The sequence below is a fragment of the Flavobacterium sp. GNP001 genome (assembly GCF_054343775.1).
The window spans coordinates 1029656-1044032 of sequence record NZ_JBTGUX010000001.1; the positions used below are offsets into that span (position 1 = coordinate 1029656).

Consider the following 14377-nt stretch of genomic DNA (forward strand, 5'->3'; position numbering starts at 1 on the left):
AAATTGCTTTGAGAGTGCGCTAGCACCGGGCAATTTCATATTTGTCACTTAATCTGTTTGTTAACTCTTCGATATCTTCTTTTCTTGCAATTTTGTTAATCCAATTTTCTGGTATTGATTTTATTCCGTAATACAATCCTGCAAGACCTCCAGCAACTGCACCTGTTGTATCAGTGTCTCCTCCCAAATTTACAGCTTTTAAAACTGCTTGTTCATACGATTGTGTAGTTAATAAACACCAAACTGAAGCCTCAAGTGTGTGAATTACATAACCCGATGATTGTATGTCATTTTCTTGTAATTCGATTATTTTACCATTAGTAATTCTACTAAATAGTTCAACTTCTTTTAAGTTGATGTTTAATTTTGTAATAAGTTGTGTTAATGAATAATTGGCTGCTTTATAAGCGTCAGTTATTGGATATTTTATTTCGGCACTCAAAAATGAAGCGAATTCTAAATAATAAAAACAAGCTAAACAAGACCTTATGTGACCGTGAGTGATACTTGAAACTTTTTTTATTAATTCAAATCTTTCCTCTCTATCTTTAATATTCTGCACCTCAAAAAGTAAAGGAAGAATTCGCATCAGTGAACCATTTCCGTTTGATTTTTCTTCTGAGCCTCCTGCTATTTCAGCTTTTTCTCCTTTTTGTAATCGAATAATCGCTTCTCTTGTAGAAATTCCAATATCGAAAACTTCTCCATGAGGTGTCCAATGATTTTCGTAAAACCATTTGACAAAACTATTTCCAATTTCTTGAATATTAAAACCTTTCGTTAATTCATCAGCAAGGCAAAGGGCTAAAGAACTGTCATCAGACCAGGTTCCCTCAGGTTGATTATAAGTCCCAAAACCAATCATATCGGTCAAAGGATATTGTCTTAGATAATCTCTACTTTTAAACTCCACAGGAACTCCTAAAGAATCTCCAATAACTAAACCCCAAATTCCATTTTTTATAGGGTTATCAATTACTCTATTTGAAAGATAATCAATGTGACTTTTGAAATTTGAAATATTTATCTCGTCAATTTGTTCATTGTATTTGTCCAAATTCTGTTCAACCCAAAATTCATTTATTTGGCAACCTTTGTCGTTAGTGTTTACTTTTGCTTTAAATATTTCATATCCAGTCCAAGAACGGTGAAAATGGATGTATTCATTATTAAAATAGGCAAACCATTTGTCTTCCATCTGGTTTGGAATTAATCCCAATTTTAATTTTTGCAATTGCTCGTTATTTAAAAAAATTGACACGTCCAATTTTTTAGGATTGGTCATTGGACTGGTATTCATTTTATTTTTAGATGCAATTTTCATTTCGATCTTTTTTGGTTGGTTCTAATTGTTCACTGGAAATCTAAATTGATTCTCTTCACTTTAAACTCTTTAGTGAGACTGCGACTGCAAAATGATTTCTCCACTTTAAATACTGCATTCTGAGACTGAGACTGCAAGCTGAATTTTCCACGCTAATCACTGCACTCTGAGACTGCGACTGCAAACTTAATACTGAGACCTCTAGCTGCAGAGCGCGACTGCAAACTACCAACTATGTCTTCTTCACGTATTGTGTAATAATTACAATAGTTTGTCCGTCAACGCGTCCTTCAATATATTCGGCGTTTTCATGATCTAATCTGATGTTACGCACTGCTGTACCTTGCTTGGCAACCATACTAGAACCTTTAACTTTTAGGTCTTTAATTAAAACTACTGAATCGCCCGTTTGCAATACAACGCCATTGCTATCGCGATGCACTATTTTATTTTCATCCTCTTGACCTTCGCCTGTTGCTTGTGCCCAAGCCAATGTTTCTTCGTCAAGGTACATTTGCTCCAGTAATTCTTGATTTCCTAAACGGCTTAACATGCGCCACGATAATACTTGAACCGCTTCGTGTTCGCTCCACATACTGTCGTTTAAGCATCGCCATGAATTTGGATCCATAGTTTCGGCTTGCTCAATTTGTGCAATTAAGTGTTTTGCAATTAGTACGTTTTCATCGATTCCACCACGGCGTGTAGGAGTGAGGGTGTATACTTGTAGGTCTTCGGTAACGCCTGATAGTTCGCATTTTCCGCCACTTCGTTTCATTAATTCTCTTTCGATGCTCATTGTTTTGTTGTTGTTTTTGTTGCGAAAATTCGCTTTCTAAAAAAAAAATTATTTGGTTACTCGAACCGCATCAGGAACTAGCATTTCGTATTGTCCGTTGTTGCGAATGACATCACGAACAATACTGGAGCTGATGTAAGATGTTTTGGCGGCCGTTAGTAAAAATACGGTTTCAATCTTGGCGAGGCGTCTGTTGGTGTGTGCAATTGCTTTTTCAAATTCGAAATCCGCAGGGTTGCGTAGACCTCTCAGAATAAAATCGGCATTGAGTTTTCGGCACAAGTCAGTAGTTAATCCTTCGTAGGTGATTACTGAAATTTTAGGTTCGTGTTGAAAAGTTTCTTCGATAAATCGTTTTCTATCTTCTAAGGAGAACATGTATTTTTTTTCGGCATTAACGCCAATGGCGATCACGATTTCATCAAAAAGAGGCAAGCTCCGTTTAATGATGTCTTCATGACCAAGTGTAATTGGGTCAAACGAACCCGGAAATATTGCTTTTCTCATGGTAGAGGGTTATGCTAATGCCAATTCGATGGCGTTGGTAAACAAGTCTTTTAGCTCAATTCCTGCCGCTTTGGCTTGTTGCGGAATTAAACTTTCGGTGGTTAAACCCGGAATGGTATTCATTTCGAGCATGTGTGGCTCGCCGTCAACAATAATAAATTCGCTACGGGAGAAACCTTTCATTTTAAGCACTTCGTAGGCACGTTTGGCAATAGCTCCCACTTTTTGAGTCATTTCGTCAGAGATTCGTGCAGGCGTAATTTCTTGCGATTTGCCTAAGTATTTTGCTTCATAATCAAAGAAATCATTTTCGGAGACAATTTCAGTAATTGGCAAAACTGTAATGGCGCCTTGGTAATTGATAACTCCAACAGAAACTTCGGTTCCGTCCAGAAAACTCTCAATTATAATTTCGTTATCTTCTTTGTAAGCCGTTTCAATTGCAGTTGGCAATTCGGCTTCCGTTTTTACTTTTGAGATTCCAAAACTAGAGCCTGCTTTATTTGGTTTTACAAAACAAGGCAATCCTACTTTGTTTACAATGGCAGTTGTATCAACAACATCGCCTTTGTTTAGATAAAAAGAAGTGGCAGTTTTGATACCGTAGGGTTTTAAAACCGAAAGCAAGTCTCGTTTATTGAATGTAAGCGCTGCTTGGTAATAATCGCAGGCTGTTTGTGGAATTTGCAATAATTCGAAGTAGGCTTGCATTAAACCATCTTCGCCCGGCGTGCCGTGTATGGCGTTAAATACACAATCGAAACTTATTTTTTGTCCAGCAACAGTAACCGAAAAATCATTTTTGTCGATTGGAAATTCTTGATCTTGTGCATCAACATAAACCCATTTTTCTTTGTATATGTGAATGCGAAAGCCGTTGTATTTGGTTTTGTCTAAGTATTGGAACACGACATTGCCGCTGATTAAAGATATTTTGTATTCGCTGGAATACCCGCCCATGATGATGGCAATGTTTTTCATTTTTTACTGTTTTAATTGAGGTCTTTTAAGCACCAAATAGCCTACTTTACTGCTGTTTTGAATTAGCCCCGATAGCAGCGGTATCCTTTGGTTTTTTTGTCAAAAAAAAGCAAAGATACAAGCGAATAGCGGGAAAAAGCTCCTAAAAAAAGGAGTTGTTTGTGCTAAAAACGATTAAACAAAATTATCATTTTTTTTGAAACGAAATAGGTTTATCTTTGTGGCATATAAAAATAAATTTATGAGTTTACGGAAGTATCTTACTAGTCGCGTTTTCTTTGGACAAGTCTTTGTTGCATTAGCTATTATTGCTGCTTTGGGTTATTTTTTCATGCATTGGCTCACGTTTACAACCGATCATGGCAATGAAATTTCGGTTCCTAATTTGAGTAAATTGACGGAGGAGCAGGTAGAAGAAAAATTAGACGAGCTAGATTTAGACTATGTTTTATTGGATAGTGTGGATTTTAGAAGTGATTTTCCGCAGTTTAGTGTCGTAGAACAAGATCCTTTGCCAGGAACTAAGGTAAAAGTGGGGCGCAAGATTTATATTAAAATAAATACTGCCGGATACTCATCAGTTCGTATTCCTGATTTGGTAAACAAAACCTACCGTGAGGCTGTGCCAACCTTAAAAGCGCTTGGTCTTGAAGAAGGAAATATAACCTATGTACCCAATTTAGGTAAAGATATGGTGCTAGAAATGCGTTACAAAGGGCGTAATTTGAAGGCAGGAGATCGTGTTTTAAAATCCAGTAAGATTGATTTAGTCCTTGGTGATGGGAAAATGAGTTATGAAGAAGAAGAGAGTGCTGCTGATACTTTAGCCGCACCACTAGAAGAAGAAATACCAGTTGATGAACAATAATATAGAAACACTAGATTTAGAAGACGAGTTATTTGAGCATTTTAAATTTGAGGTACCCAAAGGTCAAGCCACTTTGCGCATTGACAAATACTTGATGGGACTGATTCAAAATGCCACTCGCAACAAAATACAAACGGCAGCAGCAGAGGGAAATATTTTTGTGAATGATGCTATCGTAAAATCCAATTATAAAGTTAAGCCTTTTGATGTGGTGCGTGTGATGCTTTCGCACCCGCCGTATGAAAATCATATTATTCCGGAGAACATTCCGCTAGATATTGTTTATGAAGATGATACTTTGTTGTTAATCAATAAATTGCCAGGAATGGTGGTGCATCCTGGTCATGGTAATTACACGGGAACTTTGGTACATGCCTTGGCTTATCATTTTGATAATTTACCAATGAACAGTAGCGAACGTCCGGGTTTGGTACACCGTATTGATAAGGATACTTCGGGTTTATTGGTTGTTGCCAAAACAGAGGCGGCGATGACACACTTGGCTAAACAATTTGAGGCAAAAACTTCAGAGCGCGAATATATTGCCTTAGTTTGGGGTAACGTTGCTGATGATGCGGGAACAATAGAAGGAAACTTAGCCAGACACTTGAAAGATCGTATGCAAATGGCTGTATTTGCTGATCCAGAAATTGGTAAACCTGCGATTACACATTATAAAGTTTTAGAACGGTTTGGTTACGTAACTCTTGTTTCATGTCAGTTAGAAACAGGACGTACGCACCAAATTAGAGCACACATGAAACATATAGGTCATCCTTTGTTTAATGACGAGCGTTACGGTGGCCATTTAATTTTAAAAGGAACCACTTTTACAAAATACAAGCAATTTATTGAGAACTGTTTTAAGGCATTGCCAAGGCAAGCATTGCATGCTAAAACGCTCGGGTTTATTCATCCTACAACGGGCGAAATGATGCGTTTTGACACTGAATTGCCTCAAGATTTTGTGAATTGTATCGAAAAATGGCGAGGCTACTCGAAGTCGCACCAAACTGATGATGAAAGTGAAGCATAATTCAATTGAAACTCATACAAAACCCAAAGCAACATTAGCTTTGGGTTTTTTTATGCTTTTTTTGGAAAAGTAATTACTTCAATTTAAGGGCTTCTACTTGTATGCAAAATTCTTAAAATAAACCGTTGTTAATTAAAAGTTAAACCAATGAATACTATTCATTTTTAGAATGCTTCCCTCTATTTTTGATATTGATTAACCAAAAAATAACCACTAAATGAAGAAAGTTTTCATTTTATCAGCGATTGCTGCGCTTGCCCTTGCGCCACCTGCTGCTTATTCGCAGTCAAAAAAGAAAAAAGACAAAAATGCTGTTGCTGTAGCTCCAATGCCAGAGAAAAAACCAGAATCGGCTATTAAGGATTACAGCAAAGTGATCACCAAAGATGCCATTAGCGATGCTGGTTTGTTTACCGTGCACAAAGTAGATAAAAAATATTTTTTTGAAATCCCGAATACCCTTTTGAACAAAGACATGCTTTTGGTAAGTAGATTAGCTAAACTACCTGCTAATTTAGGAGGCGGTTATGTCAATGCAGGTTCAGAAACCAATGAACAGTTGATTGTTTGGCAACGTTTTCAGGATAAGATTGTCATTAAAATCAAATCATTTAATGCCGTGGCGAATGACAGTTTGCCTATTAGCATTTCAGTAAAAGCAAACAATTACGAGCCAACTTTGTTCGCATTTGATATTGTAGCTTTTAGTAAGGATTCGGCAAATACAGTAATTGATGTAAGCAAGTTTTATGGTACTGATGTAAAAGCAATCAGCGGACTATCGGCCGATATGCGTGAAACTTATAAAGTACGTGGGTTGGATGAATCACGTAGTTTTATCAATACCATGAAAAGTTTCCCGATGAATATTGAAGTCATTCAGGACTTTAGTTACAATGCAGCCAAACCACCGGTACAAGGAGATGCGGAGACAATTAGTATTCAAATGAATCAATCGATGATTTTGTTACCAGAAAAGCCAATGCAACCTCGTTTGGCTGACCCGCGCGTGGGTTGGTTTACCATAGATCAAATTGATTATGGAAGTAACGAATTGAAGTCGGATGTGAAAACCTATATTCGCAGATGGCGATTGGAACCAAAAGATCCTGTAGCTTACGCGAAAGGAGAGCTGGTAGAACCAATAAAACCAATTGTGTATTATCTTGATCCTGCAACTCCTTAAAAATTGCGAAAATACATCAAGCAAGGTATTGAAGATTGGCAAAAGCCTTTTGAAACCGCCGGATTTAAAAATGCAATTATTGCTAAAGATCCACCAACAAAAGAGGAAGATCCTGATTTTAGTCCAGAGGATATTCGCTACTCTGTAATTCGTTATGTAGCAAGTACCACCCGAAATGCGGTTGGGCCAAGTGTTTCCGACCCAAGAACAGGTGAAATTATCGAAAGTGATGTTATTTGGTACCACAACCATTTGCGTTCCTACAGAAATCGTTATTTATTAGAAACTGGAGCAGCCAATCCAACTGCGCGAACTTTGCAAACAAGTGATGAAGAGATGGGTGATATGATGCGCATGGTAATCGCACATGAAGTAGGACACGCGCTAGGATTTCCGCACAATATGGGAGCGAGTTGTGCTTATGATACCGAATCATACCGTAATAGTGAATTCACACAAAAAAACGGAATTGCAGCCAGTTTGATGGATTATGCGCGTTTTAACTACATTGCACAACCGGGTGATAAAAATGTTCGATTCATCCGTCAAATGGGACCATATGATCATTATGCAACCAACTGGGGTTACCGTTATATTCCTAATGCTTCTTCGCCAGAAGCTGAAGTATCAACTTTAGACAAATGGATTATGGAAAAAGCAGACAATCCTATTTACAAGTTCGGAAAACAAAGCAGTAGTTTTGATCCTACTTCGCAAACCGAAGATATAGGAAACAATTCTATGAAAGCAAGTACATACGGACTGAAAAATTTGCAATATGTTGCTGCACATTTACACGAGTGGACAAGCGATAAAACCAACAATTACGATGATTTAGACGAATTGTATAAAGAAATGCTCGATGTTTGGGGACGATATGTAGGACACGTAGTGACAAATGTAGGAGGTGTTTTTGAGGCGACGAAAAAACCAAACCAAAAGGGGATGATTTATGAAGTGGTTTCAAAAGCACAGCAGCAAGAAGCCATGCAATGGTTGCAAGCAAATGCTTTTGCATCGCCAACTTGGTTGGTTAACGTGAGTACTTTGCGTAATATTGATTATGCTGGTTATACAGAGCGTTTCAGAAGTTTACAGGTACGCCACTTAAATAATGTGATGAGTTTTGATCGTTTAGGACGTTTATTAGATGCCGAAATTCAGGGAAATAATAATTACAAAGCACTTGATTTATTAAGTGATATGCGCAAAGGAATCTGGAAAGAAGCTTCAGCAGGAACTAATGTAACTATTTACAGAAGAAATTTGCAAAGAGCCTATATTGAGCGAATGGCTGTTTTGATGAAAGAAGAAATAAAAGGCGGTCGCCCATCAGAATATTATAATGTAGCGCAATCAGATGTACGTGCTTTAGTGCGCGGTGAGTTGGTCGCTTTGAAAGCAACATTAAATATTGCCAAAGCTGCAGCTGTAAACACGGAAACAAAATATCATTATGCCGATGCGATAAAGAGAATTGATCTTATTTTAAATCCTTCATAAATTTAAACACGATAAAAAAATCTGCTTTCGAGCAGATTTTTTTTTGTTTTATTGTTTCGTGAATTCTTTTTCGAAAGTAGTAAATCGCCTTTCTAAATCTGACAGTAGTTGTGATCTAACTGAAGCCGATTTTATAAAGCTAAATTTGATGCTATTGAACACAAATTGTTTAATGTCTTGATACGAAATATCTTTATACCTTTTTGCCAATAGTACATATTGTTCACTCATATTAGTTCGTAAAATCCCAGCATCATCAGTGCTAATTACAATTGGAACTCCAAATTTTTTGTACAAGGAAAGCGGGTGACGATTTTCTTTGACCTTCAAAATAAATTCATTACTCACTAAGTTTATTTCAATAGGAATATTTTTTTGCGCCATATGGCGTAGCAATTCGTATGAATCTTTTTCATAAGGCATATCTACACCATGGCCAATTCTATGTGCGCCAGCGGTATGTACTGCAGCGCCAATATGCCAAGTAAGTTCTTCAGGTTGAACCAGTCCTAAAGTAAGCTCACCAGCGTGCATGGTATATTTTACATTTGGGTATTTCGAGTTGCAAAATTTAAACATCATCATGTGCAACCAATAATCTTTCATCGAAGTTTCGCCGTCTTCTGGTGACACAATGTTGACACCAGCCATCAAATCACTTTCATTGGCAGAGATGAATGCAATAACCAAATTTTTAAACAAATCAACAGGTTCCATAAAACGTAACACAAAATTTTGATAACGCATTTTAAATTGGGCATCATCAATTTTTAGATCGTTGTGTAACTTGGTAACAAAATTATTGTTGAATTCTTTAGCATAAGTGTTGGCATTTTTTTGAAGTATGCTTTTATACATTAGGTCTAAAGTTTTGAGTACTTCTTTCTCGTTTTTAGCTAGAGCATATTCACGAAGTTTAGCGTTAAAAGTAACTAAATCATCCGTATTCATGGTGTTTGGAATGGTTGAGAGTTGCGTTTCAATGTAGCTCACATTTTCAGCAATTGCTCTTTTTTTCAACTCCACTAATCCCTGTCCGAAATTACCTTTAATGGCTGGTTCAAATTTCATGAAAGATTCGAAAAACAACTTATCAGATGGATAATCAACATAATTATAGTCTTTGATAGACCATTTTTGCATGATTTTTTGTTTGTATAGCTCTAGTGTACCGTTGGCCTTTAGTTCAGAAAATAATTTCCAATTGCCAGTAGATTCTTTTTCCTTGCGTACGTCCATGCTTTCGGTATTCAGGTAAAAGTCTGTTTGAATTGCATGCTGTAGTAAAGGTTCTGCGTAAATAGAACCTGAAAAATGATGGTGTAAATCGCCACCTTTTGGCATTTGAGAGAAAAAAGCGGTCAATTCAGCTTCATTGTCTCTGATTTTTTCAAAATACTCACTTACGGATTGCGAGTAGCCAGCTGTTACAGTTAAGAACAACAATAGTGTTGGTAATATTCTCATAGTTGATTGTAATAGTGTCAAGTAGTTTTACCAAAGAAATTGCTCGCACGCTATTGAAAGCATTTTTTGTTTTCGTTTCTAAGAATCGAAACTTAATTTTTGTAGTACTAGCAGAAAAAAAAAGGTAAACTGGCGCAAAGTTAAACAATTTCTATCGCAGTTTTAGAAATTTTGCAAAAAGTTTCACTTATAGAATTGAAAATCTACTTGAAGATTAATTAAATCAAGTTCTCGCATAATGTAGTAGATATTAAAATAAAACCATCAAGACAGCCGTAAGTAACAACTGTTTTGATGGTTTTCTATTTATTGTTGCATTGCTTCAGCTGCTAATCGGCCAGATTGTAGCGCTGCATTTATGGAACCGTTTAAAAGATGATCACCACAAATAAATAGCGAATCTGAAATTTTGAAAGTGTCCAGATCTTTATTATTAGATACATTCTCTTGTGTTGGTAAAGCATAGCTGATTCGATAGGCTTTTAGCATTTTCCAAGATGCCGCATCGGCTCCATACCAATGAGATATCTCTTCTTTCATATTTTCAGCTAGTATTGCATCATCAATATCTGGAATTCCGTTATATGAAACGGATATTAGTGCTTTACCTTTGGGAGCATAAGCAGCCGAAACGGCACTCATTACTGTTAAATTATTGACCCATTTTTTATTTTGAGCTGCGTTCAAAATCACTACCGCTTTTTGTGATGGTGGCAGACGGGTTTCGAAATATACACAAGTTACTTGGTGCGCTGTAGTTTTGGTTTCAGGAACTATTTTCGATAAGAACTTATTGGTATTGGTAGCCAAAAGAATTTGATTGGCTTCATAAACAGTGCCATCTGCGGTTGTAATTTTGTTTTGATCAAGACTTACGACTTCGGTATTGCATCGAATACTGTCTTGTGGTAATAGGGCAACCAATTGTTTTGGGATTTCCTCCATTCCTAATTCAGGTACGGCAACATCGCCATCTGAAAACATTTTCATTACAAAATCGAACATGCGTCGGGAAGTAGTTAACTGATTTTCTAAAAAAATACCAGATAGAAAAGGGCGATAAAATCGTTCAATCATTTTTTCGCTAAAGCCATATTCTTTTAATTGTGCAGCGGTTGTATTCTCAGTTTGACTAAATATTTGGTCAATAGTTAATTTCTGCAAGCGATTCTTTAGCCACAGGGTATTTAATTTATCTTTTATGGTACCAACAGGAGCAATAAGAGTTGCCCAAGCAGCAGAAGGCCGGCGCATAGGGTCAGCTATTTCGAATTGTCCTTTTTCATAAAGAACGGTTGCTCCGGGTAGCATTTTTTTTAATCGTAATGTTTTGTAATCAAGAAGTGCTTTTGATTCTGGGTAGGCAGTTAATAGAACTTGAAATCCTCTGTCTAATAAAAAACCTTCGTGTAAGTCTGTTTTTAATCGTCCACCAGGTCGGTCTGAAGCTTCTAATAAAAGTACTTTTCGTCCTTGACGGTGCAAGTGTACAGCCGCGGCTAATCCGGCCAAACCTGCGCCAACTATTATAATATCTTGTTTCATTTTTTATATGTCTTGCTCACTACAAAAATAGCGTAAATATGTGTTTTGTTGCTATTGGAAGTAGGTGTAATAATATTGATTTTTAATTTTTTTAGGGTGTACGCTGTAAAAGTAAATCAGTTTGTTTGTCATCTCCCATCCAAAAATCATGTTGATCGAAAATTGTAAAACCATTGTTTTTATAAAATTGTAAGGCTCGCTTATTTTCTTCCCAAACACCTAACCACAATTGTGGAACTTCTTTTTCTCGTGCAATTTGTAATATTTTTTCAAATAATTTTTGAGCTACTTTTTTACCATGAAATTCTTGTAGCACATAAATTCGATGCAATTCCATGGCGGCTAAATTATGTTGCTCTGTTTGTGCTGTGTTTATATTTATTTTGGCGTAGCCTACTGGAATTTCATTTGAAAAAGCAATAAAAAATTTTGAATTTTCATCGTTGATTTCTGCAGTGAGTTGCTCTTTATTAAAACTTTTATCCAAGTATTTTTGCAAGTTTTCGGCTGTATTTACTTTTGCAAAAGTTTCGGTAAAAGTAATAATACTCAATTTTTGTAATTGTTCGAGATGAGCTAGTGTAGCAGTTTCAATGATAAGCGAATCCATAAATGTGATGTTTGATTTTCAAAAATAAGGTAAAGAAATGGTAATTTTCAATTTCTATAACGGTATTCGACAAATCGATATATTAAGCCTTGGATTTTATTTTGCAATCATTACTTTTGAGTCAAATTATAAAAAAGTAGTACTTACTAGCATATGAAAATTGTCATTTCTCCAGCCAAATCATTAGAATTCGAAAAAGCTTTGCCAACAACTCAATTTTCTGAAGCTTTATTCTTGAAAGAATCAAAAAAAGTGCAGCAAGTTTTAAAACAAATTAATCCAACGGGTTTATCAAGTTTGATGAGTATTTCTGAAAAATTAGCAGATTTGAATTGGCAGCGCAACCAACAATGGAAAACTCCCTTTAATACTGAAAATGCACGCCCTGCGGTTTATACTTTTGATGGTGATGTTTATTCGGGATTGAATGCTTATGAACTTGCGCCAGAAAAAATTGATTTATTACAAGATCGTTTACGCATTTTGTCGGGTTTGTATGGTTTACTAAAACCTTTAGATTTGATACAGGCTTATCGTTTAGAAATGGGAACGAAAATGGCGGTTGGCGATAATAAAAACTTATATGAGTTTTGGAAACCCATTATTACCAAAGCCTTAAATAATGAGTTAGCTGATGACGAACTTTTTGTTAATTTGGCAAGCACAGAATATTTTTCGGCAGTAGATGTAAAAGCGCTAAAAGTTCCGGTAATTACACCTGAGTTTAAAGACTACAAAAATGGGAAGCTAAAAATTATTAGTTTTTTTGCCAAAAAAGCCAGAGGTATAATGGTGCGCTACATCATTGATACTAATGCCGAAACTTTAGAAGATTTAAAAGGATTCAACTATGACGGCTATCAATTTGATGCCAACTTGTCAAAGGGGAATAATCTTATTTTTACTAGATAATTTAAAAAGCAAATAAAAATGGAGATCCTGCTAGTGCATTGCATCAGCAGGATTTATTTTGTTTTTTCCTTTTTTAATCAACAGAATAAAAGGGATGCAAAGTAAAAATAGTCCACCTAAATATAAAAAAACATCCATGTAAGAGAGTACACTGCTTTGTAGCATTACTTTGAATTCTAATGCTTTGTAAGCTTTTGCTAGCGATTCATTGGCAGAGAAACCTTTTGACATGAATCCTATTTGTAATTCTTTTACTGTTTGCTGTACTTCAAACGATGATTTATTTAGGTGTGATACCAAGTTGACACGGTGTTCTTGATTAAAACGTGCCAAGAAAGTCGTGATAATTGCAATTCCAAACGACCCACCTAACTGGCGCATCATTCCTGTAAAAGCTGCTCCCTCGCCAATACTTTTTCCTTTTAAAGTAGATAATGATAAAGTCGTAATTGGTACAAAAAGTAATCCTAATCCAACTCCTCTCAAAATCAAAGGCCAGTACAAGTGCGCTTCGGAACTGTCAGGAGTTATCACTTGCTGCATCCAAAAAGTAAACAAGAAAAACAGAAAAAAACCAGCAGCAACCATGTAGGCTTGCGGAATTCCGCGCTGAATCATTTTACCAATAAAAGGCATCATGATTCCGGTAGTTATCGAACTAGGAATAAGCAACAAACCAGCGTCTAATGCACTCCAACCTAAAACCGATTGAGTGTAAATTGGAATAATAAAAGTAGAACCGTACAACCCAAAACCGAGTATAAAACACATAATTGTTCCAACTCGTAAATTGGTGTCTTTTAAAACACGCAGGTTTACTATTGGATGCTCATAAGTAAGCTCTCTCCAAATAAATAAAATGAAACCAAAAACAGTAATAACAGTTAATATTACAATGGTTAAGTTATTAAACCAATCGTCCTGCTGTCCGTGTTCCAAAACGTATTGCAACGAACCAATAAAAGCTGATAACAAAACAATTCCCCACCAATCTACTTGGCTGGCTTTTAGTTTTGTACCGTATTTTGGACTTTTTACAAATGATAAGGTGAGTAAAGTAGCTACAATTCCGATTGGAATATTGATGTAAAAAATGTAGGGCCATGAAAAATGATCTACAATATAACCTCCCAAGGGTGGTCCTAGAGTAGGTCCTACAATTACGCCCATACCATAGATGGCTTGCGCCATACCTCGTTTAGCAACCGGATAACTTTCAGTAATTATAGTTTGTGCTGTAACCAGCAATGCTCCACCACCTAACCCTTGGATGAAACGAAAAGTTACAAGTTCCCAAATATTCGTTGCATTTCCGCAAAGGAATGAAGCAGCTGTAAAAATGACAATAGAAACAGCAAAATAGTTGCGACGTCCAAATTGTTGTGACAACCAACTTGTCATCGGGATTACGATAACGTTAGCAATGGCATAGGCTGTTATGACCCAAGCCACATCAGTTAAAGAGGCGCCTAAACTTCCACGCATGTTGTTTAGTGCTACATTTACAATTGTAGTGTCTACAATTTCAAGCATTGCACACAGTACAGCTGTAATGGTAATAATTACCCTTCTAAAGCCGTATTCTACTAAGTCGTCTTCTCCTGTTTGCACCATTTTGTCTATAATTGGAAATCCAGAT

General features: G+C 36.3%; 11 protein-coding genes and 1 pseudogene. 4 read left to right on the forward strand and 8 right to left on the reverse strand.

What is annotated here, in order from left to right; genetic code table 11:
• Window positions 1-19: 19 nt before the first annotated feature.
• The 4 genes from ACXX8U_RS04355 to ACXX8U_RS04370 form a co-directional block, all read right to left on the reverse strand.
• Window positions 20-1324, reverse strand: coding sequence for an ADP-ribosylglycohydrolase family protein (locus ACXX8U_RS04355; RefSeq protein ID WP_458564772.1), 1305 nt, complete (start codon window positions 1322-1324; stop codon window positions 20-22).
• Window positions 1325-1556: 232 nt separating this feature from the next.
• Window positions 1557-2123: a PhnA domain-containing protein gene (locus ACXX8U_RS04360; protein ID WP_458564773.1), complete on the reverse strand. Its 567-nt coding sequence runs from the start codon at window positions 2121-2123 to the stop codon at window positions 1557-1559.
• A 48-nt stretch (window positions 2124-2171) separates the two neighbouring features.
• Window positions 2172-2630 (reverse strand): pantetheine-phosphate adenylyltransferase, encoded by a 459-nt coding sequence (gene coaD, locus ACXX8U_RS04365; RefSeq protein ID WP_210788542.1) that lies wholly within the window; start codon window positions 2628-2630, stop codon window positions 2172-2174.
• A gap of 9 nt (window positions 2631-2639) precedes the next feature.
• Window positions 2640-3611: a D-alanine--D-alanine ligase gene (locus tag ACXX8U_RS04370; RefSeq protein WP_458564774.1), complete on the reverse strand. Its 972-nt coding sequence runs from the start codon at window positions 3609-3611 to the stop codon at window positions 2640-2642.
• A 241-nt stretch (window positions 3612-3852) separates the two neighbouring features.
• On the opposite strand from ACXX8U_RS04370, the gene ACXX8U_RS04375 reads away from it, so the two are divergent.
• The 3 genes and pseudogenes from ACXX8U_RS04375 (at window position 3853) to ACXX8U_RS04385 (ending at window position 8204) form a co-directional block, all read left to right on the forward strand.
• Entirely contained in the window at window positions 3853-4479 is a 627-nt protein-coding gene (locus ACXX8U_RS04375; protein WP_458564775.1) for a PASTA domain-containing protein, read from the forward strand.
• Complete coding sequence (locus ACXX8U_RS04380) at window positions 4469-5515, forward strand: RluA family pseudouridine synthase (RefSeq protein WP_458564776.1); 1047 nt, start codon at window positions 4469-4471, stop codon at window positions 5513-5515. The genes ACXX8U_RS04375 and ACXX8U_RS04380 overlap by 11 nt, the downstream gene beginning before the upstream one ends.
• A gap of 217 nt (window positions 5516-5732) precedes the next feature.
• A pseudogene (locus ACXX8U_RS04385) lies at window positions 5733-8204 on the forward strand (zinc-dependent metalloprotease).
• 48 nt (window positions 8205-8252) lie between these two features.
• On the opposite strand, the gene ACXX8U_RS04390 reads toward ACXX8U_RS04385, so the two are convergent.
• From ACXX8U_RS04390 to ACXX8U_RS04400, 3 genes are all read right to left on the reverse strand, one after another.
• On the reverse strand, window positions 8253-9671 hold the full coding sequence (locus ACXX8U_RS04390) for an adenosine deaminase (RefSeq protein ID WP_458564777.1): 1419 nt from the start codon (window positions 9669-9671) through the stop codon (window positions 8253-8255).
• Window positions 9672-9977: 306 nt separating this feature from the next.
• Window positions 9978-11216 carry an NAD(P)/FAD-dependent oxidoreductase gene (locus tag ACXX8U_RS04395; RefSeq protein ID WP_458564778.1) on the reverse strand — a complete coding sequence of 413 codons (1239 nt, stop codon included), beginning with the start codon at window positions 11214-11216 and terminating at the stop codon, window positions 9978-9980.
• 91 nt (window positions 11217-11307) lie between these two features.
• Complete coding sequence (locus ACXX8U_RS04400; RefSeq protein WP_458564779.1) at window positions 11308-11826, reverse strand: GNAT family N-acetyltransferase; 519 nt, start codon at window positions 11824-11826, stop codon at window positions 11308-11310.
• Between the two features lie 153 nt (window positions 11827-11979).
• Here ACXX8U_RS04400 and yaaA point away from each other — a divergent pair, with 153 nt between their 5' ends.
• A complete protein-coding gene (gene yaaA / locus ACXX8U_RS04405) occupies window positions 11980-12738 on the forward strand; it encodes a peroxide stress protein YaaA (protein WP_458564780.1) in 759 nt (252 codons plus the stop codon).
• A gap of 30 nt (window positions 12739-12768) precedes the next feature.
• On the opposite strand, the gene ACXX8U_RS04410 is transcribed toward yaaA, so the two are convergent.
• A complete protein-coding gene (locus tag ACXX8U_RS04410) occupies window positions 12769-14352 on the reverse strand; it encodes a DHA2 family efflux MFS transporter permease subunit (protein WP_458564781.1) in 1584 nt (527 codons plus the stop codon).
• Between the last annotated feature and the right edge of the window lie 25 nt (window positions 14353-14377).